18 protein-coding genes and 1 pseudogene are annotated in these 18,974 nt (G+C 66.6%); 9 read left to right on the forward strand and 10 right to left on the reverse strand.

Going from position 1 to position 18,974, the window contains the following annotated elements:
• Both B1756_RS06635 and B1756_RS06640 read left to right on the forward strand, forming a co-directional pair.
• Complete coding sequence (locus tag B1756_RS06635; protein WP_086887831.1) at positions 1-777, forward strand: ABC transporter ATP-binding protein; 777 nt, start codon at positions 1-3, stop codon at positions 775-777.
• A complete protein-coding gene (locus tag B1756_RS06640) occupies positions 774-1,505 on the forward strand; it encodes an ABC transporter ATP-binding protein (RefSeq protein WP_086887832.1) in 732 nt (243 codons plus the stop codon). The genes B1756_RS06635 and B1756_RS06640 overlap by 4 nt, the downstream gene beginning before the upstream one ends.
• 74 nt (positions 1,506-1,579) lie before the next feature.
• On the opposite strand, the gene B1756_RS06645 is transcribed toward B1756_RS06640, so the two are convergent.
• Positions 1,580-2,293, reverse strand: a complete 714-nt coding sequence (locus tag B1756_RS06645) for a helix-turn-helix domain-containing protein (RefSeq protein WP_086887833.1) — start codon at positions 2,291-2,293, stop codon at positions 1,580-1,582.
• A gap of 210 nt (positions 2,294-2,503) precedes the next feature.
• Between B1756_RS06645 and B1756_RS06650 the strand changes: the two genes are divergently transcribed.
• From B1756_RS06650 to upp, 3 genes are all read left to right on the forward strand, one after another.
• Positions 2,504-3,361 (forward strand): SDR family NAD(P)-dependent oxidoreductase, encoded by an 858-nt coding sequence (locus B1756_RS06650; protein WP_086887834.1) that lies wholly within the window; start codon positions 2,504-2,506, stop codon positions 3,359-3,361.
• A gap of 10 nt (positions 3,362-3,371) precedes the next feature.
• Positions 3,372-5,390 carry an AMP-binding protein gene (locus tag B1756_RS06655; protein ID WP_086887835.1) on the forward strand — a complete coding sequence of 673 codons (2,019 nt, stop codon included), beginning with the start codon at positions 3,372-3,374 and terminating at the stop codon, positions 5,388-5,390.
• A 110-nt stretch (positions 5,391-5,500) separates the two neighbouring features.
• A complete protein-coding gene (upp, locus tag B1756_RS06660) occupies positions 5,501-6,178 on the forward strand; it encodes a uracil phosphoribosyltransferase (protein WP_086887836.1) in 678 nt (225 codons plus the stop codon).
• Between the two features lie 14 nt (positions 6,179-6,192).
• Here upp and B1756_RS06665 read toward each other — a convergent pair whose 3' ends face one another.
• Positions 6,193-8,025, reverse strand: coding sequence for a DUF2339 domain-containing protein (locus B1756_RS06665; RefSeq protein ID WP_086887837.1), 1,833 nt, complete (start codon positions 8,023-8,025; stop codon positions 6,193-6,195).
• Between the two features lie 145 nt (positions 8,026-8,170).
• On the opposite strand from B1756_RS06665, the gene B1756_RS06670 reads away from it, so the two are divergent.
• A complete protein-coding gene (locus B1756_RS06670; RefSeq protein ID WP_086887838.1) occupies positions 8,171-8,554 on the forward strand; it encodes a cupin domain-containing protein in 384 nt (127 codons plus the stop codon).
• A 26-nt stretch (positions 8,555-8,580) separates the two neighbouring features.
• Here the strand turns inward: B1756_RS06670 and B1756_RS06675 are convergent.
• The 5 genes and pseudogenes from B1756_RS06675 to B1756_RS06695 all read right to left on the reverse strand — a co-directional run bounded on the left by B1756_RS06675 (position 8,581) and on the right by B1756_RS06695 (position 12,030).
• Positions 8,581-8,783 (reverse strand): annotated as a pseudogene (locus tag B1756_RS06675) (YgaP family membrane protein).
• A 101-nt stretch (positions 8,784-8,884) separates the two neighbouring features.
• Positions 8,885-9,910, reverse strand: coding sequence for a potassium channel family protein (locus B1756_RS06680; protein WP_086887839.1), 1,026 nt, complete (start codon positions 9,908-9,910; stop codon positions 8,885-8,887).
• 122 nt (positions 9,911-10,032) lie between these two features.
• Positions 10,033-10,593 carry a TATA-box-binding protein gene (locus tag B1756_RS06685; RefSeq protein ID WP_006671604.1) on the reverse strand — a complete coding sequence of 187 codons (561 nt, stop codon included), beginning with the start codon at positions 10,591-10,593 and terminating at the stop codon, positions 10,033-10,035.
• Positions 10,594-10,727: 134 nt separating this feature from the next.
• The gene (locus tag B1756_RS06690; protein ID WP_086887840.1) at positions 10,728-11,150 is read right to left on the reverse strand and encodes a universal stress protein; all 423 of its coding nucleotides are present in this window, start codon (positions 11,148-11,150) and stop codon (positions 10,728-10,730) included.
• Positions 11,151-11,187: 37 nt separating this feature from the next.
• Entirely contained in the window at positions 11,188-12,030 is an 843-nt protein-coding gene (locus B1756_RS06695; protein WP_152031267.1) for a phosphatase PAP2 family protein, read from the reverse strand.
• A gap of 208 nt (positions 12,031-12,238) precedes the next feature.
• On the opposite strand from B1756_RS06695, the gene B1756_RS06700 reads away from it, so the two are divergent.
• Both B1756_RS06700 and B1756_RS06705 read left to right on the forward strand, forming a co-directional pair.
• The gene (locus B1756_RS06700) at positions 12,239-13,333 is read left to right on the forward strand and encodes a methyltransferase domain-containing protein (protein WP_086887842.1); all 1,095 of its coding nucleotides are present in this window, start codon (positions 12,239-12,241) and stop codon (positions 13,331-13,333) included.
• Between the two features lie 91 nt (positions 13,334-13,424).
• A complete protein-coding gene (locus B1756_RS06705; RefSeq protein WP_086887843.1) occupies positions 13,425-13,646 on the forward strand; it encodes a hypothetical protein in 222 nt (73 codons plus the stop codon).
• 48 nt (positions 13,647-13,694) lie between these two features.
• On the opposite strand, the gene B1756_RS06710 is transcribed toward B1756_RS06705, so the two are convergent.
• Entirely contained in the window at positions 13,695-14,699 is a 1,005-nt protein-coding gene (locus tag B1756_RS06710; RefSeq protein WP_086887844.1) for an AAA family ATPase, read from the reverse strand.
• Between the two features lie 128 nt (positions 14,700-14,827).
• A complete protein-coding gene (locus B1756_RS06715) occupies positions 14,828-15,994 on the reverse strand; it encodes a DUF7282 domain-containing protein (protein ID WP_086890075.1) in 1,167 nt (388 codons plus the stop codon).
• Between the two features lie 188 nt (positions 15,995-16,182).
• Between B1756_RS06715 and rnz the strand changes: the two genes are divergently transcribed.
• Positions 16,183-17,109 carry a ribonuclease Z gene (gene rnz, locus B1756_RS06720; RefSeq protein ID WP_086887845.1) on the forward strand — a complete coding sequence of 309 codons (927 nt, stop codon included), beginning with the start codon at positions 16,183-16,185 and terminating at the stop codon, positions 17,107-17,109.
• 40 nt (positions 17,110-17,149) lie between these two features.
• On the opposite strand, the gene B1756_RS06725 is transcribed toward rnz, so the two are convergent.
• Positions 17,150-18,961, reverse strand: a complete 1,812-nt coding sequence (locus B1756_RS06725) for a histidine kinase N-terminal 7TM domain-containing protein (RefSeq protein WP_086887846.1) — start codon at positions 18,959-18,961, stop codon at positions 17,150-17,152.
• Positions 18,962-18,974 lie beyond the last annotated feature (13 nt).

Consider the following 18,974-nt stretch of genomic DNA (forward strand, 5'->3'; position numbering starts at 1 on the left):
ATGCTCGAAGCACGAAACCTGCGAAAGGAGTTCGGAGAACTGCGCGCGACCGACGACGTCTCCCTCCAGTTCGGGACGACGCCGGGCGAGATGGTGTTCATCGTCGGCCCGAACGGGGCTGGCAAGACCACGCTCGTCAACCTCCTCACGGGGTTGCTCGAGCCCGATCAGGGATCGGTCGTCGTTCACGAAGCGAACGGTGACGGAACGACCGTCGAACGGGATATCACCAACGTCGACCCCGAACGGCGGGTCAACGAGGGGCTCGTCAGGAGCTTCCAGATCGTCCACGTCTTCGAGGAGATGACGGTTCGAGAGAACGTCCGCGTCGCCGTCCTCTCACGGTACGACAGGTTGCTGAACGTTCGCTCTCGCGACGATCAACACGAGGACGTCGAAGCCACGGTCGACGACTTGCTCGCGCAATTCCGACTCGAAGAGACCCAGCACGAGGTGGCCGAGACGCTGCCACACGGCGACCGGAAGCTGCTGGACGTGGCGATGTCGTTCGGCCTCGATCCGGAGTACCTGTTGCTCGACGAGCCGACCTCGGGGGTGGCGACCCGCGAGAAAGAGTACGTCATCGAGACGATCGTCGAGGCCAGCGAGGCACGGGACGTGACGACCGTGACGATCGAACACGACATGGACCTCGTGAAAGCGTACGCCGATCGGCTGGTGGTGCTCGTCGAGGGGCGCGTCTTCCGCGAGGGTGAACCGACCCTGCTCGAGACCGACGACGAACTTCGCCGCGTCCTGCTGGGGGTGACCGAATGAGCGCTCCGCTGCTCGAGGTGACGGACCTGTACGCCGAGGTCGAGGGCTTCGAGGTCACGCACGGAGTCGATCTCGAGGTCCACGAGGGCGAGGCCGTCGCCCTCGTCGGTCGTAACGGCGCGGGCAAGACGTCGACGTTCCGTTCGATCATGGGATTGACGCCCGTCTCGAACGGCTCGATCCGGTTCGACGGCGAGGAGTTGCTCGACCTTCGGCCGGAGGTGATCCCCAAACGCGGCATCGGCTACCAGCCCGAGGGCCGGGACCTCTTTACGGGTATGACCGTCGAGGAGAACTTCCGGCTGCCCATCTGGACCTCCGGCGACGCTCGCAGCATCGACGACGAGGACGCCGTCGTCGAGGACATCTTCGACCTCTTCGGGGAACTCGATCACCGCCGCGATGCCGAAGTACAGAACTTGAGCGGCGGACAGGGGAAGATGACCGCCATCGGCCGCGCGCTCGCGCTCCGGCCCGACCTCCTCATCCTCGACGAACCGCTCGAGGGACTCGCCCCGGTCGTCGTCGAGAACGTGAAATCGTACATCCACGAGATCATCGACCGTGACATCTCGGTGCTGATCGCCGAGTCGAACGCGAGTCACGTTCCCGAGATCGTCGACCGGATGTACGTGATCGAACGCGGCGAGATCGTCGACAGCGGCGATCCCGAGGTGCTCGCCGAGGACGAAGAGATCCAGCTGCTCATGCAGGGCGGCGGCGAGTAGTCGACTACCGCTCGCTGGCACGTTCTCGGCGATCCGCCCGTCGAAAACCAGGTGTCGACGACGCGATTGGTTGCTTACGTTAACTCGTCGTCCAGTTCGTTCAGTGCCGACAGCGCACCCTTGAGGATCTTGCGCTCGCTCCGTCGAAGGTTCATCGAGACGGCCGTCTTCGAGACGTCGAAGTGGTCGGCGAGGTCGTCGAGGGTCGTCGCCCGGGGCGTCTCGTAGTACCCACGGCGGGACGCAACCTCGAAGGTCTCCCGTTCGGTCTCGGTCAGGGACCGACAGCCTTCGAGCAACTGCATCGCGCTGTCTGCGTTCTCGAGGAGGTCGAACAGTGTCGTCGCACCGAAGTGATCGCGGTTCTCGACCTGGTAGTCGTTGTGGCGCTCGAGTTCCGCGAGCGCGCGGTCTTCGGCCTCGTCGTCGTCGAAACCGACGTGCCACTGCTCGCGGCCGTCTTCGATCTGGAAGGGGCCGGTGATATAGCCGTCGTTTTGCTGAATCGTCTCCATCGCGTTCGTCTGTTCGATCGTGGTCCCGATCTGGGCGACGTTCTCGCGCTTCGAGAGGATGTAGCAGTCGTTCATGTTCGGGTGGTTCCGAAGCACGCGCAACCCCTCCTCGAGTGCCCCCCTGTCGACCCCTTTCGCGATGAGTCGCGTCTCGAGTTGCTCGTCGCTCGTGTCCAGTTGCCACTGGACCGCCGAAAACGCGACGTCGACGTCGTCCGTCGTGTCGATGAACGGACAGTCGTACTGTCGCATGTCGATGTCGAGGTCGATCATCAGTGGTAAGAAATGACATGCAATGACTTAATATTAATCCAATTAATCATGTTGGTCCGGGCGGCATCGAACCATCCGGGGCCGACGGCCGCGCTCGAGCCGACGACGTGGGGCCCCAACGCGTGGCCAGACTACCCGGTGAGGCGTGGTTGTACATGTTAACGGCCGAGTTTTAGCGCGTCACGCGTGAACGTATTTCGTGTGTCGACGATGTCTCAGGACCAGGTCACGCCGCCGACAGTCTCACGTGAATCGATCCACCAGTTCGACGACGACGCGTTCACGCCGGAACACGTCTGCCTCGTGACCGGCGCAGGATCGGGAATCGGCCGCGCAACAGCACTCGCCGCAGCCGGGAACGGCCTCACGGTCGCCGCGACGGATATCGACGAGGACGGTCTCGAGGGCACGGTCGAGCGGGGCGACGACCTCGACCTCGAGGGCGAGATTCACTCGCTTCCCGGCGACCTGACGGACGATTCGGACCTCGAGGCGGTCGTCGAGCAGGCGGCCGGCCTGGGTACGATCCGATACCTCGCGAACGTCGCCGGGATGCAACACATCGCTCCGATCGAGGAGTTCCCGATGGACACCTACGACCGGATGCACCGGGTGATGCTCCGGGCTCCACTGTACCTCTCGAAGCTGTGCATTCCCCACTTCCGGGAGACCGACGACGGGCAGGGCTGCGTCGGCAACATGGCCTCGGTCCACGGCCACTACGTTACGAGCGACAAGGTCGCCTACAACGTCTCGAAATTCGGTCTGCGGGGGCTGACCCAGTCGATCGCCGCCGAGGGCGACGGGCTGATCCGCGCGTTCTCGATCAGCACCGGCTACGTGAAGACACCGCTCGTGCTGGACCAGCTCGAGGACACCGCCGAACAACGCGGCATCTCCGTCCAGGAAGTGATCGAGGACGTCATGCTCGGCCAGTCACGGGTGACCGAGATGATGGAACCGATCGACGTGGCGAACCTCTTCCTGCTCGGCTTTTCCGACCTGGGTCGGCACCTCGACGGTGGCGACCTGCTGTTTGATGGCGGTATGACCCAAACGTACGAGTGAGAGTGAAACCATGACTGAGAATCCCACGCTCGAGGGCGTCGACGAGATCGTCCACGAACCGAGCGAGGCGTTCGTCGACTCGACGAACGTCGCCGACTTCATGGCGACCCACGACATCGACGACTACGACGCGTTGATCGAGCGCACCACGACCGACGTGGAGGGCGTCGAAGCGTCAGGTGTCGACTGGTTCTGGGACGAAGTGGTCGACTACCTCGGCCTCGAGTTTTACGAAGAGTACGACGACGTGCGAGACGACAGTGAGGGACCCCAGTTTACGGACTGGTACCCCGGCGGCAAGCTCAACCTCGCGCACAACCTCGTCGACCGTCACGCCGCCCTCGAGTCCGAACGCCGGAACACAGTCGCCACCATCTGGGAGGGCGAAGACGGCGAGGTGCGCGAACTTACCTACCACGAACTGCATCGGCAGGCCAATCAGGTAGCTAACGCGCTCGAGCAGCGAGGCATCGAGACCGGCGACACCGTCGGGCTCTACATGCCGATGGTCCCCGAGGTCGTCTCGATTCTCTACGGCTGTTTCAAGGTCGGTGCGATCGCCGTCCCGATCTTCTCGGGGTTCGGCGTCGACGCTGCCGCAACCCGCATTGCCGACGCCGAGTGTTCGGTGCTCTTTACCGGCGACGGCTTCCTGCGACGGGGTGATCCGGTCTTCCTCAAATCCGCCGGCGACGACGCCATCGAGGAGGCAGGGCACGTCGAGCACACGATCGTTTTCGACCGGTTAGGATCGAGCAACCGGAAAAGCGAACACGAGATTCCCTGGATCGACGACCGCGACGAGTGGTGGGCCGACGCCGTCGAGAGCGCTGACGATGACTACGAGACCAAATCGCTCGACTCGAGCCAGGAGTCGATGCTCCTCTATTCCTCCGGAACGACCGGCAAACCGAAAGGGATCGTCCACACCCACGCCGGCGTCCAGGTCCAGTGTGCCAAGGAACTGTACTTCGGATTCGACCTCAAACCCTCGGATCGGTTCTGCTGGGTTTCCGATATCGGCTGGATGATGGGCCCCTGGACCCTGATCGGGACCCACACCTTCGGCGGCACGGTCTTCATGTACGAAGGCGCACCCGATCACCCACAGCCCGATCGGTTCTGGGAGATGATCGATCGTCACAGGCTGACGCAGTTCGGCATCTCGCCCACGGCAATTCGAGCCCTTCGTGAGCACGGCGACCAGTGGCTCGAGGGCCACGATCTCTCCTCGCTGCGAATCCTCGGTTCGACGGGCGAACCCTGGGACCCCGAATCCTGGCAGTGGTTCTACGAGCACGTCGGCGGCGGCGAGTGTCCGATCATCAACATCTCCGGCGGCACCGAGATCTGTGGCTGCTTCCTCATGCCGATGCCGATCCAGTCGCTCAAGCCCTGTACCCTCGGCGGACCCGGGCTCGGGATGAACATCGACATCGTCGATCACGACGGAAATTCCGTCAAAGACGACCACGAGCGCGGCTTCCTGGTCGCGCGCGACTCCTGTCCCTCGATGACCAAATCGCTCTGGAGCGGCGACGAGCGCTACCTCGAGGAGTACTGGTCGACCTTCGAGGACATGTGGGACCATGGCGACTGGGCCCAGCAAGACGAGGACGGCTTCTGGTTCCTCCACGGTCGGGCCGACGACGCCCTGAACGTCGCCGGCCGCAAGGTCGGTCCCGCCGAGGTCGAGGGTGCGCTCATCGACCACCCCGCAGTGACGCAGGCCGCCGCCGTCGGTGCGCCCGACGACACCACCGGCACGGCCGTCGTCGCCTACGTCGTCCTCGAGCCTGGCCACGACGAAACCGACGACCTCCGCGCGGAACTGCGAGAGCAGGTCGGCGACGAGCTAGGAAAGCCGTTCCGCCCCCGCGAAATCCTGTTCGTCGACGAGTTCCCCAAGACCCAGTCGGGCAAGATCATCCGCCGGGCCATCGAGGCGACGTATACCGGCGAAGACCTCGGGGACATGAGCAGCATCGAGAATCCCGGCGCGCTCGAGGAACTCGAGGCCGCACGCTGAGTCGGAGACGGCGTCGACTCGAGCCGATCGCCGCCCCGGGACTCCGGCTCGAACTGACCCTCGACGACGGGACCGATACGGTAAACTGTCCGGCGAGTCGCTACTCGAGTATGCCGATCGAAGACCGGGACGATGCGTACCTCGTCACTCACGCACTGGCCAGAGACACTCTCTCGCGGTTGCGAGACGTCGAGACCGAGCAGGTCAGCTTCCGGAAAGGCCTCGTGAAACTCGGGCGGATCTGTGGCTACGAGATCATCGACGGCCGCATGGAGACCGAGTACGTCGAGATCGAGACGCCACTCGAGCCCACGATGGGCGAGCGCGTCCGCGGACTCGACGACGTCGTCATCATCAACGTCTTGCGCGCGGCGACCCCGTTCGTCGAGGGGCTGTTGAAGGCGTTCCCACGCGCCCGTCAGGGCGTCATCAGCGCCAGCCGCGACGAGGAGGCCGGCCGTGACGAGAACGGCTCGTTCCCCATCACGATCGACTACGTGAAACTGCCCGAAATCCACGAGGAAGACACGGTGATCGTCGCCGACCCGATGCTCGCGACTGGCTCGACGATGTGTACCGTCTTAGAGCACGTCACCGAGAACGCCCCCGAACCGGAGAACCTGATCGTCCTCTCGGCCGTCTCCGCACCCGAGGGACTGCTCCGGGTCGACGAGGCGTTCGACGAGGCCGACCTGCTCACGGTCTCGATCGACGACCGACTCGACGACGACGGGTTCATCGTCCCCGGCCTCGGCGACGCCGGCGACCGCGCCTTCCGCACGACCTGATCCGACGGTGGAAATTACTCGGCGACGAACCGCTCGAGCGGGTCCTGCCCCTGCCACCGCGCGTAGGCGTAGGAAGCGACCAGCAAGATCGCTCCGAGAGCGAGAAACGCGAGCGTTCGTGCCATCAGATCGAGATCCTGCGTATCGAAGAGAAACACCTTCGCGGTCGCGAGCGCGAAGACAGCGACGCCCTGCATTCTGAGCCCGCGAACGTCGGCCGTGAGCCCCGTCGTGACGAGCACGAGCCCGAACGCCGCCCAGGCGACCGAGATTCCTGCGCCGGAGAGTTCGAGCCCGAGGAAGACGACGACCAGTCCGGTGGCGAGCCACGCGTAGGGCACCGCCAGCGGGGTGCGACTGGAACCGCTGAAGATTTCCACCTCGGTTCGACTGAACCACCACGCGAGCCCGTAGCTGGCCGCGATGACGATCAGAAACGCGCCAGCCCGGCCGGTGGCGATCGTCTGGGGGTCCGCCTCGAGCGCCGGCAACTGAGTCGCGTCGACGGCGACGAGTTTGAACGCGAGAGCGGCGGCGACGACGTGGGCACCGTGTCGAACCGCGACGGCGTCGAACCGGGAGGCGACGGCGACTGCACCGCAGACGACCGCGACCAGTCCCACGGTCGAGGCGAAGACACCGCCCGCGAGGACGGCACTCGCGCCGAACAGGACGACCGCCAGTCCACCGGCCATCTGGTCTCGCCGACTCGAGCCGGCGTCGGTCCACACGTACAGGCCAGCGAGCGCGATCGCGACGACGGCCGTCGGGGCCCCCTCGAGCGGCGCGTCGGGTGCCCACTCCCAGCGCGCAAACTCGAGCAGGGCCGCGGCCGGGAGCGCAGAGAGAAGCGTCAGCGCCCGGTTTTCGACGGTGGCCAGTCGGGATTCCGGTGGGTCGCGGTGGAGGACGGACGCTCCCGCGAGGGAGAGTGCGAAGGCGACGAGCGTGACGGCCGCGAGGGCGAGTGCCCCCGGCTCGAGGTCGACGAACCAGACCCAGACGAGGCCGTAGGTGAGCGGGACGCTGGCCACGAGGTGTCGACGCCACGGGCGAACGGTGCTGACGGCGACGAGTCCCGCCGCGAGAGCGAGGACGTACGCGGGCGTGAGGACGAACGAGCCGGCGTCGATGCTGAGCCAGGCCGTCACGTACCCGAAGAGGAACGCCTCGCCCCCGACGACGGGTGCGCTGGCCCGAATGGACAGCCCCACGGCGCCGACGACCAGTGCCGTCAGCGCGAGGAGAACGAGCCACAGGGGCGTCCCGAGCGCCACCCGGTAAGCGTCGAAGCCGTAGGCGGCGTAGATGCTGAAGTAGGCGATCGCGAGCCCGACGCCGGTCGCGATGTGGCCCCACCGAACGTATCCCTGACGGGTCGTGACGAACCGACCGACGCCAGCGAGCAGGAGACCGCCCGCCGTTCCTAGCAGGACGCGTCCGAGCGGTCCGAGCCAGCCGGCTTCGATCGCCAGCTGGACGAAGAAGATGACGCCGACGACCAGCGCGAGACCCCCGACCAGTCCGAGCCACCTGATTCCGACGTCGCGCTCGATATCCCGCCCTCGTTCCGTGGCCTGGCCGTCGGTCGCCGTCGGTTCGGAGGACTCGCCGTCGAGAACCGTTTCTCCGACCACCGACTCGGCCGTCGAGTCGATCGCTGGCTCACTCGCCGACTCGGCTGTCGAGTCGACAGCCCCCGACTCGTCGGCAACCGACTCCCGGAGGGTGTCCTCAGCCGGCCGCTCCTCGTCGTCGAGGGCCGCCTCGAGTGTCTCGACGCGACGATGTAGCGACTCGAGATCCGACCGGAGGCGACGGACTTCCGACGCGAGGTCGTCGTCCATGATACCGGGACCCACTCTCGTGGGGGGCAAAAAAGATATCGAGTTGATACGATTTCGATTCAGAGAACTGGATCGGCAGTCAGCAGTCAATCTGGACCGTGTCGATGTCGGAGCGTTTTTCGTTCGCCGTCTGGTACCACTCCCCATGACCGACAACTACGCCGTCGTCGACCCGGACGACCTCGAGCCCGAGGACGACCGCCCCTGCGATATGCGCCGGCTGAGCGAGCCGGCCGGACTCGAGCACGTCGCTGTCAACCGGTTCCGCGCCGAACCCGGCCAGCAGGTGCCACTGGCGTATCACTACCACGAAACTCAGGAGGAGGCGTTCGTCGTCACCGCGGGGACGCTCCACGTCGAGACGCCCGAGGGCGAGCGCACCGTCCACGAGGGGTCGATCTTCGCGGCACAGCCGACTGCGCCCCACCGGGCGTACAACCCCGACGACGCGGACGAGACCGTCGAGGTGATCGCCATCGGTGCCCCGCCGGCCGAGGGCGACGCCGCCGTCTACGAGCCCGACGAGTGAGGCGACCGGATTGGCACACCGCCGATCTACCCGCAACCGGGGCAGGTGTCGATACCGAGCACGGCATTTACCGGACACCGCTGGATGACGGCGGTCGCCAGAAGATCACTCCCGGCGACGAACGCGAGCGTCCCGGCCGTTCGCTCACGGTTCGGTAGCCGAACACGAGCAGTGCGAGCGCGAGCACCACGCGCCCCAGCCGATCCAGACCGCCGACGTTCCGATCCATACCGAAGCGAGTGCCTCGAGCGCCGTGACGGCTGTCCCTGAGCGTGCTCGCCCCCCGCTGCCGGTCACCGATCGCAGCGGCAGCGACCGGTCCCGCGTGGCTCACGCGGCGTCGTCGCCCTCGAGTCCGCTCCCATCGGTCGACCACTCCCGGGCGTCCGCCCGGACCATCCCCAGTAGTTTCCGCCGACGGTCGGCACTCTCGGCGATGGATTCCTCGAACGACTCGTCCTCGACCGTCGAGACGTCGGCCTCCCGGAGCGTCTCGAGCGCTGGGGCGGGAGGCGGCGGCACCTCCTCCGCGGGGTCGACGAACGCCGTCTCGAGGGTCTCGAGGTAGCTGTCGACGCTCGCGCGGGCGTCGGTGACCAGCGTCTCGTTGGGCGGGTCCGCGACGACGCCGTGGCGGTAGACCGACAGCGACTCGTCGAGGATCGCGACGCCGACGGCCGAGGCGCGGTCGCGGTCCTCGCTGTGGTAGTAGTGGAGGATCGGGTACGACTCGTGCTGGTCTGCCAGCAGCGAGAGCTGGTCGGCCATCGACTCGAGGGGTAACTCGAGGCCGCGAAAACCCTCCTCGCTCAGGCTCGAACGGACGAACGCCTCGGGAGACTCACCGAGGCCGGTGACGTCGCTGGCGAACGACCGCTTCTCGGAGACGGCCCCGAGGACCGAGAGGACGTACGAGACCGCGAGGGTGACGAAGGCCATGCCCGAGGCGGTGGTCAGCGCACTGGCGATCTCCCAGCTGCCGGTGGTGGGCGTGTAGTCGCCGTTGCCGTTGGTGAACATCGTGTAGGCGACGTAGTAGAGTCGGCCCGTCCAGTCGGCTGGCTCGCCGGTATGGGTGCTGACGAGGGCGGGCTGACCGCCCGCAAACAGGAGCGTCCAGCCGAGCCAGAGCAGGCCGATCCAGACGACGAGCGTCGCCGCGAGGATGAGCGGGCCGGCCAGCGACAGCGCCCGCGATCGGTCGCCCGAGGCGATTCGCAGGCCCTGCCAGATGCCAGTGGTCAGTCGACTCGAGAGCGGGCCGGAGCCGCCGTCGACCCACAGCGTCGTCCAGAGGACGTCGAGGACGACGAGTGCGAGAACGAGGGCCCCGGCGACGAGGTACAGCGGGTCCATAGCCCCCGCCTTCGGGACGCAGGCCCGTCAACGGCTGGCCGGCAGGCTCGAACGGAGACTCGAGAGACGGACGTGAAACGAGAAAACGAAGATCGCCAGCGGTAGAACTCGGGTGGGTCGACCTACTCGAGCAGGCCGAGGTCCTCGAGACGGGAGACGATCTTGTCGACGGCGTGTTCGGCGTCTTCGGGCTTCTTGCCGCCCGTGATAACGAGCTTACCGGAGCCAAACAGGAGGGCGACGACCTCGGGTTCGTCGAGGCGGTAGACCAGTCCGGGGAACTGCTCGGGTTCGTACTCGATGTTCTCCAGGCCAAGCCCGATCGCGATCGCGTTCAGGTTGAGGTTGCGCCCGAGGTCCGCGCTCGTGACGATGTTCTGGACGACGATCTCCGGGTCTTCGTTGACCTGAATCTGGAGTTCACGAAGCTTGTCGAAGACGATCCGCAGGCTCTCGTGGACGTCGTCGGTGCTCTTCGCCCCGGTGCAGACGATCTTTCCCGAGCGGAAGATCAGGGCTGCAGACTTGGGGTTCTGTGTTCGGTAGACGAGACCGGGGAACTGTTCGGGGTCGTAGTCGGCCCCCTCGAGGTCCATCGCGACGCTCTGGAGGTCGAGTTCCTGTCCGATGCCGGTCGACGCCACCACGTTTTCGATATTGATGGTGTCCTTCGGATCCGTCATAACCGCTTAAAAAGACGTATTTAAGGTTTATAAAGGTTGGTACCGCCACCCGAGATGTCCGGTACTCGTGAAGGTTTCGGCCGGCAAAATGTCGGGGACTGGAACCGGTTCGTAGGCGGTTCAGCGGACAATAGTCAGCCGCGAACGACGGTTACGCTCACCGGCGAGCGCCTGACGACGGACTCGGCGACGCTCCCGAGTAGCACGCGGCTGACGCCGGTGCGGCCGTGGTTACCGATCACGACGTGATCGACGTCGGTTTCGGCTGCGCACTCGACGATCGCTCGCGCTGGATCACCCGCGAACAGTTCCGTCGAGAGTTCACGATCGTACCCCGCGGCGATCGCCCGCGCCTCCTCGAACACTGCCGCGGACTGACTCGAGTCGCGACGCTCCTCGCTCGAGGACCTGTCGGGTACTCGAGTGAACAGCGACGCGTCGACCGGGTCGCTCACGTGAACGACCGTGAGATCGGCGTGCGGGTAGTGCTCGCAGGCGTGGCGAAGTGCCGCCCGGGCGGGATCGGAGTCGTCCATCGCCACGAGGACGTGGGTCATCGGCCTGACGTTCGGCGACGGGCGGTATAAATCCGCCTCACGACTCCCAGAGCGCGCCACCACGGCCCGCGAGCACGGTCACCCCGGCCCCGCCGATCCCCGCGACGATCGCACTGGAGAGGAGCACCGAGTCCGTCACCACGACCACGCCACCGCCGACGACCGCGACCGGGACGAGGACCAGCCAGCGGAGATGGTGGTCTGCAACCGGATTCGATCCCGCACGCACGGTCAGGAGTGCGCCGATCCCCGCGGCGGCCGGAACGATCGTGTCCTGGTCGAGACAGAGCGGGCCGAGGCAGGCCGTCCGCGGCGTCGGTCCGAAGACGATCCCGACGAAGACGCCGCCCAGTCCGAGCGCCGTCGCGAGCCAGAGCGTCCGCTCCGGACCCGACCGGCGAATCCGATCCACGGCGGCGAGGTAGGCGACGCCGACCCCCAGCCCCACGACGACGTCGACGAGGTAGTGAACCCCGAGGACGATCCGGGAGAGGGCAATCGCCACGACCAGCGGCGCGACGACCGCGACCGCCAGTCGTCGGCCACGCTCGAGTGCGAGCGCAAGCCCGCCGTAGACGACCGCCGCGCCGAGGGCGTGCCCGCTCGGAAATCCGGTCGTCGCAGTCTCGATCAGGTGAACCTCGCCCGGGGGTCGCCCAAGTGCCAGCGCGGCTTTCAGCCCACCGAGGATGGCGAACCCGCCGATCACGATACCGAAGAACGCGAGCGCGCGGTCACGCTCGAGCACGACGGTGACGACGACCGTCACAGCGACGAGGACCGAGACGTCGCCGAGTCTGGTGATCGCCTCGACGGCCGGGTAGAGGACGTCCGGCACGAGGCGCTGTGCGAACTCGATTTCACCTACGCTGCGGTCCATCCAGCCGACGTACCACACGAAGCTGTTTGTGGATTTCGCCGGGTCGACTCTGCCAACAACTGCAACGAGGGACACACTGATCGTCGCCACGTCTGCCGATCAGGTGTGCACCGACGTGCAGTGGCACCTGTACCTGCTCGAGACGCAGTCGGAAGCCACTGGGTGAAAAAGCGGTAGGCTGATACTCGAGCCCCGGCGACCAACGAACGTGTACCTGCTCGAGTTCGGCGGCGAGGACGACGCGTTCGCAGCCTGCGAGGCCGCGAGCGCCGCCAGCGGCGTGAGCCGGATCGCACCCGGACTCGCTCTCGCCGACGCTGTCGTTCCCCGGCGCGTTCGGGGACTGGCCTACACCCACCGCGCGAGCGACCTCGTGGGCCACACCGACGCCGACCTCGAGAGCGCCCGCACCCTGCTCGAGACGGCCCCGCTCGAGCGCGAGGGATCGATCGCCGTCCGCGCGGTCGACGTCCACGGGTCCACGGGTGTGAGCACCACCGAGACAGAGCGCGCGCTCGGTCAGGTGCTCGTCGACCGCGGTTTCTCGGTCGACCTCGACGACCCCGACCACGTCCTGCGAGCGGCCTTTTCGAGGGGCCGTCTCGAGCCCGGTGGGACGGTCGAAGCCGACGCGGCCACGGGCGACCTCGTGAGGCCGCTCGAGGGAGGAGACCAGCGGGGCGAGCACACCTCGGTCTGTGCACTCGGCTGGCTCGAGGCCGCGAGCGTCCGGGACTTCGGCGAGCGCGCCCCGACCGACAAGCCGTTCTTTCAGCCCGGCAGCATGGACCCGCTGCTCGCCCGCGCGGTCGCGAACGTTGCCGGCGCTCACCCCGGGCGAACGGTTCTGGACCCGATGTGTGGCACCGGCGGCGTCCTCGTCGAGGCCGGCCTCGTCGGTGCCGACGTGATCGGCACGGACGCTCAGGAGAAGATGGCCCGCGGCGCACGGGAGAACCTCGCGCACTTCCTCGAGCCGACTGAGCCCTCGCCCACGGGCGTCTCCCGGGGATCGTGGCACGTCGGCCGCGGCGACGCCACTCGCCTCCCGCTGGCCGCCGATTCGGTCGACGCCGTCGTCTTCGACGCCCCCTACGGTCGCCAGTCGAAAATCGATACCCACCGGCTTGCAGACCTCGTCTCGGGCGCGCTCGCGGAGACCCGGCGGGTCGCCTCGCGAGCCGTCGTCGTCGCCGACCGCTCGTGGGCGACGGAGGCCCGGGACGTGGGTTGGGACCTCGAGGCCGCGTTCGAACGGCGGGTCCACCGCTCGCTGACGCGGTACGTGCTCGTGTGCGAGTGAGGGAAACCGCCGTCGGTTGGACCGGACACTCCCCAGCCGCTGGCAACAGAGACCCGGATTTATACCCATCGCCACCCTATCAGTGACCGTCATGGACCCGGAACGACTGCGCGAGAAACTCGAGGAGAGCGGCGAACTCATGATTAACGTGGGCGAGATCGACGAGCCGATCGAACTCCACCTGCACGACACCGAAATCGGCGACGAGCTCATCACCCTCGAGCTGGCCGACGGCACGCTCGAGTTCGAGGTCGACGAGGTCGTCGCGGCCTGGAAGCACTACCACACGCTCGACGACTACGGACTCGACTGATCGGTGCGACGGCGGACGGCAGCGACACTCGATCCCGTTTTCGAGAACTCAGGCGTCCCGCCCCAGCTCTGCCAGGAGGTGTGAGACGTGGATCCGGTCGCTCGAGCCCTCCTGCATCTCGAACTCGACGTCGGCGGCGAGCCGGTGAAGGCGGGCGAGTTTCTCGCCCTGATAGCGCTTGCGGGCGATCGCCAGAATCTGCTGGATCACCTCTTGCCCATCGAGTCCCTCGTCGACGAGCAGGTCGTCGAGAGTCTTGCGGGCGTCGGTGAACTCGCCTGCCTCGGCGGCCTCGAGCATCGACTCGATCTCGTCGTCGAGGCCGACCTCACCGATGGTCTCGTAGGCTGCGCTCATGGTGAGTTCGTCTGCGTCCTCGACGGTCGTCTGGGCGGCCAGGATCGCCGTGCGTAGGTTGCCGCCGGCGTAGCCAGCGACGAACTCGAGGCCGTCGTCGTCGTAGGTGACGCCCTCGGCCTCGACGATTCGCTCGAGGACGGCGACGGTCTCTGCGGTCGTCGGCGATCGGAACGAAACGGGGAAACACCGCGAGCGGATCGGTGGGATGAGCTTCGTGGGCTGGCGGGTGGCGAGGATAAACTGCGTCGTCCGGTGGTGCTGTTCCATGATCCGGCGGAGCGCCTGCTGGAAGTCCTCACGGACGTCTTCGGCGTTGTCGAGCAGGATCGTCTTGTACTCACCCGAAACCGCGGCGTAGCTCGCCGATTCCTTGAGCACGCGGTTTATCATGTCGCGTTTCGACATCGAGGAACGCCCGACGAGAAACTGGGCGAACCGCGGGTCGTTCTTGATTTCGGTCTTCGTCCGTCCGAAGAAGTCCGCGACGTTGATCTCGATCAGGTCGTTCTCGGGGTCGGAGTGGGCCTCCCGGGCCAGCGCACGCGCCGCCGCCGTCTTGCCACTTCCCGGCGGCCCCTGCAGGAGGAGGTTGATCGGCTCCTCGACGGCCCGCTGCAGGTACTCGCGGGCGTCGTCCTGTGGCAACTCGGCCAGCTCCGGGGCGTGGGTGTCGGTCCACAGCGGCGCGTCCATCGCTCTGGGCTACGAACGCGCCGGGTAAGAATCGGTCGATTGCCCACTGGGGCTCGCCGACCTGACCTCGAGTCCGTCGGACGTCACTCGACACGTCCTACCGACGACGAGGCCGGCCCAATCCCCGACTACTCGTCCGGATCGACGGCGTCGTCTGCGTCCTGCACGTCGTCGAGGTCGGGGTCGTCGGTATCGTCATCGTCGGGATCGTCGTCGGCGAACGCCTCGATCGTGAACGTCGTCTCGACGACGTCGTCGTCGTGTTCGATCGGCATCGCCTCGTCGGGGTCGTCCGGATCGCCCTCGTAGAGGACGGCCCGCAACTCGTCGTCGTCGGCCGGGTCGGCGTCGGCCAGCCCGATCGAAACGTTTTCGTGTTCGCCAGCCTCGAGCTCGTCGCTGACCCCGAGCGTGGCGTTCGTCTCGGCGTCTTCGATGGCGACGAAGCCGGTCGCCGGGATGGCTGCGTCGACGGTGACGCGACCTGCGTCGGCGTCGACCACGCTGACGTCCGGATCGGTGTGGAACTCGAGGTCGACCGTCTCGAGCAACCCGTCGCCCTCGGTGTAGACGCCGAGCGTCCGCTCGCCGGGTTCGAGCGAACTCGCGTCGACCTCGGCGGTGACCTCCTGTGACTCGCCGGGTTCGAGGTCGAGGGTCTGCTGTTCGATCAGCCGTCCGTCGACCCGGATCTCGACGGGGCCCTGGAGATCGAGGTCGGTCGGGTTCGAGATTTCGGCGACGACGCTGATCGAATCGTCGGTCGTGGCCGTCGCGGGGACGCTGAGCGAGTCGACCGCGAACGAGTCGGTGAACGGTCCCTCCTCGTCGTCGGTTTCGGGAGCCACGGCAGCGCTGTCGCTGACCGGGAATCCGTCCTCGAGGTAGGGGTGGTCCTCCTCGCCGTCGGTCTCCTCGTAAGCGTACGTCTCGTCGTCGGTCGTGTCCTGGTGGACCGTCGCGGTCAGGCTGCCAAGCAGTTCGGGGCCGTCCTCGTCGCGTTCGACGGCTACGTGCTCGTGGGTACCGGCCTCGAGATACTCGGAGACGGTGAGCGTCTCATCGTCGTCCGCGATGACGACGAAGCCGCCGTCGGAGAGCGTAACCTCCTCGACGACGACGCGCTCGCCGTCACCCTGCTGATCCTCGAACGTGATGGTGGCCTCCGGCGCTTCCTCGACGCCGAAGATCGCGGGGGCCTGACCCACGATCACGCCTGCCGCGAGCACGATCGCGATCGCGAGCACGATCGCGACGATCCGTTTGATCGTTGCCAGTGTCGATCTCGTACTCATCTGGGGGTCGCTTGCGATACGATTACTACGAACGCGGGAGGCCTTAAACACGCGTACCGTTTCGCCGATCCGATCGGGTTCGAACCGTTCACGATCGTTCACCCCGGTCGCCGACTGCGGGATCACCGGTCGCTCGAGAACGACCCGATCGAAGCGGGTTTAGCCACGCGGCGTCGAACACGAATCCGATGCCACTGCGCGTGACGTTTCTGGGGACGGCCGGGGCGGTGCCGACGACCGAACGGAACCCGAGTAGCCTCTTCGTCGCTCGCGAGGGCGACCAGTTGCTGTTCGACGCCGGCGAGGGAACCCAGCGCCAGATGATGCGCTTTGGGACCGGGTTCTCGATCTCCCACCTGTTCGTCACGCACCTCCACGGCGACCACGTCTTCGGAATTCCCGGCCTCCTCCAGACGATGGACTTCAACGACCGCGAAGAGCCGCTGTCGATCCACACGCCACGCGGCACGCGCCGGGACATTCGCGACCTCGTCACCGCGCTCGACAACAGCCCCTCGTTCCCGGTCCACGTCACCGAAGTCGGCGACGGTGACGTCCCCCACCGGGCCGACGAGTACGAGGTCCGGGCCTTCGAGACCGACCACGACACCCGCTCGGTCGGCTACGCCCTCGTCGAAGACGACCGCAAGGGCCGCTTCGACCGCGAACGCGCCGAAGAACTGGGCGTTCCCGTTGGCCCCAAGTTCTCGACACTCCACGAGGGCCAGTCCGTCGAACTCGAGGACGGCACCGTCGTCGACCCCGAGCAGGTCGTCGGCGAGCCCCGTCCCGGACGGACCGTCGTCTACACGGGCGACACACGACCGACCGTCTCGACCATCGAGGTCGCAGCCGAGCCGGACCTGCTGATCCACGACGCGACGTTCGCCGACGACCGTGCCGAACGCGCGACGGAGACGGCCCACTCGACCGCCCGCGGGGCCGCCGAAATCGCCCAGCGCGCCGGGGCGAAACGCCTCGCGCTGATGCACGTCTCCTCGCGGTACGCCGGCTACACCGACGACCACGTAGAGCAGGCACGGGAAGTCTTCGACGGCGAGGTGCTGATCCCCGACGACGGGACGGAACTCGAGATTTCGTATCCTGACTCCTGACAGCGCGCCCACCGGACTATGCGACGTCGCGTAAGTGTGGTTACTCCGGCACGTCCGTCGCGACCGGGAGCGTAACGGTCGCGACCGTCCCGTCGTCGGTCACCTCGAAAGAGAGGTCGCCGCCTGACTTCTCGATCACCCAGTCGGTGAGCCACAGGCCCGCACCGCTGCCGTGCTCGAGCGGGGCTTCCCGGCGACTGCGGAGCGCCTCGAGTTCGTCGAGCGGAATGCCGGGGCCGTCGTCGGCGACCGTCAGCTCGATCGCTTCGCGGGTGGCCCCCGCGTCGTCGCCGTCGGCGTCCGCCCCGTCGCGGTCGGCGCTCGTCCCGTCACGTCCCGCGAGCACACCGTCACGACCGACGGCTGCGTCATGGTCGCTCCCTGCGGTCGCAACGGAGACGTCGACGCGAGGAGCGGCTACCTCTGCGTGGACGGCCGCGTTCTCGAGGAGGTTCTCGACCGCACTCCCCAGTTCGGGATGGGCGCGAACCCAGATCGACTCGACGTTCGCGAGCCGAACGTCGACGCCGGGATACGACGACTCGAGGTCGTCGACACAGCGCTCGAGCAGCGATTCGAGGTCGAAGACGGTGTGTTCGTCCTCGGTGCCGATCACGCCCTCGATCCGTCTGGCCTTCTGGCTCGTGCGCTCGAGTTCGTCGGCTCGCTCGACGATCGTCTCCGCGTGCGAAACGACGTCCTCGCGATCGGCCTCGTCGGCGATTTCCTCTGCGTAGCCTCGGATGTACTGCAGGTCGGTCCGGAGATTGTGCCGGAGCACTCGCGAAAAGAGTCGTTGCAAGAGCGCCAGTTCCTGCTGGCGGCTCTTGAGCGAGGTGACGTCCCGGAGGATCACGATCGTTCCCACGCCGGGGCCACCGTAGTCGACCGGCGTCACCGTCACCGAGAAGTGTCTGACCACCCCGTCGTCGACGACGCTGATTTCCGCGTCGAACTCCCGCTCGCGGCTGAAGCGCTCGAGCAGGGACGGGTACTGCCCGAAGAACACCCGGGCTTCGGATCCGATATCGGCCTTCGTCGCGTCGAAGAGGTCCATGGCAGCGCCGTTTAAGTCGACGACGACGCCGTTGACGTCGATGGCGATCATGGCGTCGGGGATCGTCTCGACGGCGGTCCGTCTCGCGACCGGCACGAGGTTGAACAGCTGGTGGCGAAACACCGCGTAGGTCCAGATCGAGCCGGTCAACAGAAAGCCGAAGGGGGCTGGATCGACGTACGACGGGAGCGGGAGCGGAACGAGGAAACCGACGGACGCCCCGATGGCGATTACCATCCCGGCGAGGAGGACGAACGTCTGGCGGCGGTGGATACCTGCAGAGCGGACGAGGTCGCCGACCAGCAAGATGGCCGTCCCGGCGACGAGCACACCGTAGTTGTAGATCGCGTGGACGTAGAACCAGCCGCCGTGGTCGATCTCGAGGACTCCCGCAGCGGTGACCGAACTGGTCGGCTGGACGACGAGGTGATGCCAGGTGTTGGTCGCGTACAGCAACTGCGTACAGATCGGAATCGCGAACAGTAGCCCCCAGCCCCGGTAACCGATCTCGAGGCGGCGGCGACGGGTGTACTCGAGGACCATCACTGCCCAGCCGATCGCCGCGAGATTGGCGGCGAACAGATGGACGCCCCACAGCGCGCTGAACGTGGTCGTCGTGGGTCGCAAAATGAGTAGCCCGGAGACGACGTTCCAGCAGAGAAATCCCGCCAGCGTGATCCGCAGTCCGCGCGACCCGGGCGTGTGGCTGTGACGATAGGTGAGCCAGCACATTGCCGCGAGCGGAAGGGTCGTCCCGAGGACGACCCACCCCACGACGAACTGTCCAGGTTCCATGATCGCGTCAGCT

Origin of the sequence: Natrarchaeobaculum aegyptiacum (genome assembly GCF_002156705.1) — an archaeon.
Classification (GTDB): Archaea; Halobacteriota; Halobacteria; order Halobacteriales; family Natrialbaceae; genus Natrarchaeobaculum; species Natrarchaeobaculum aegyptiacum.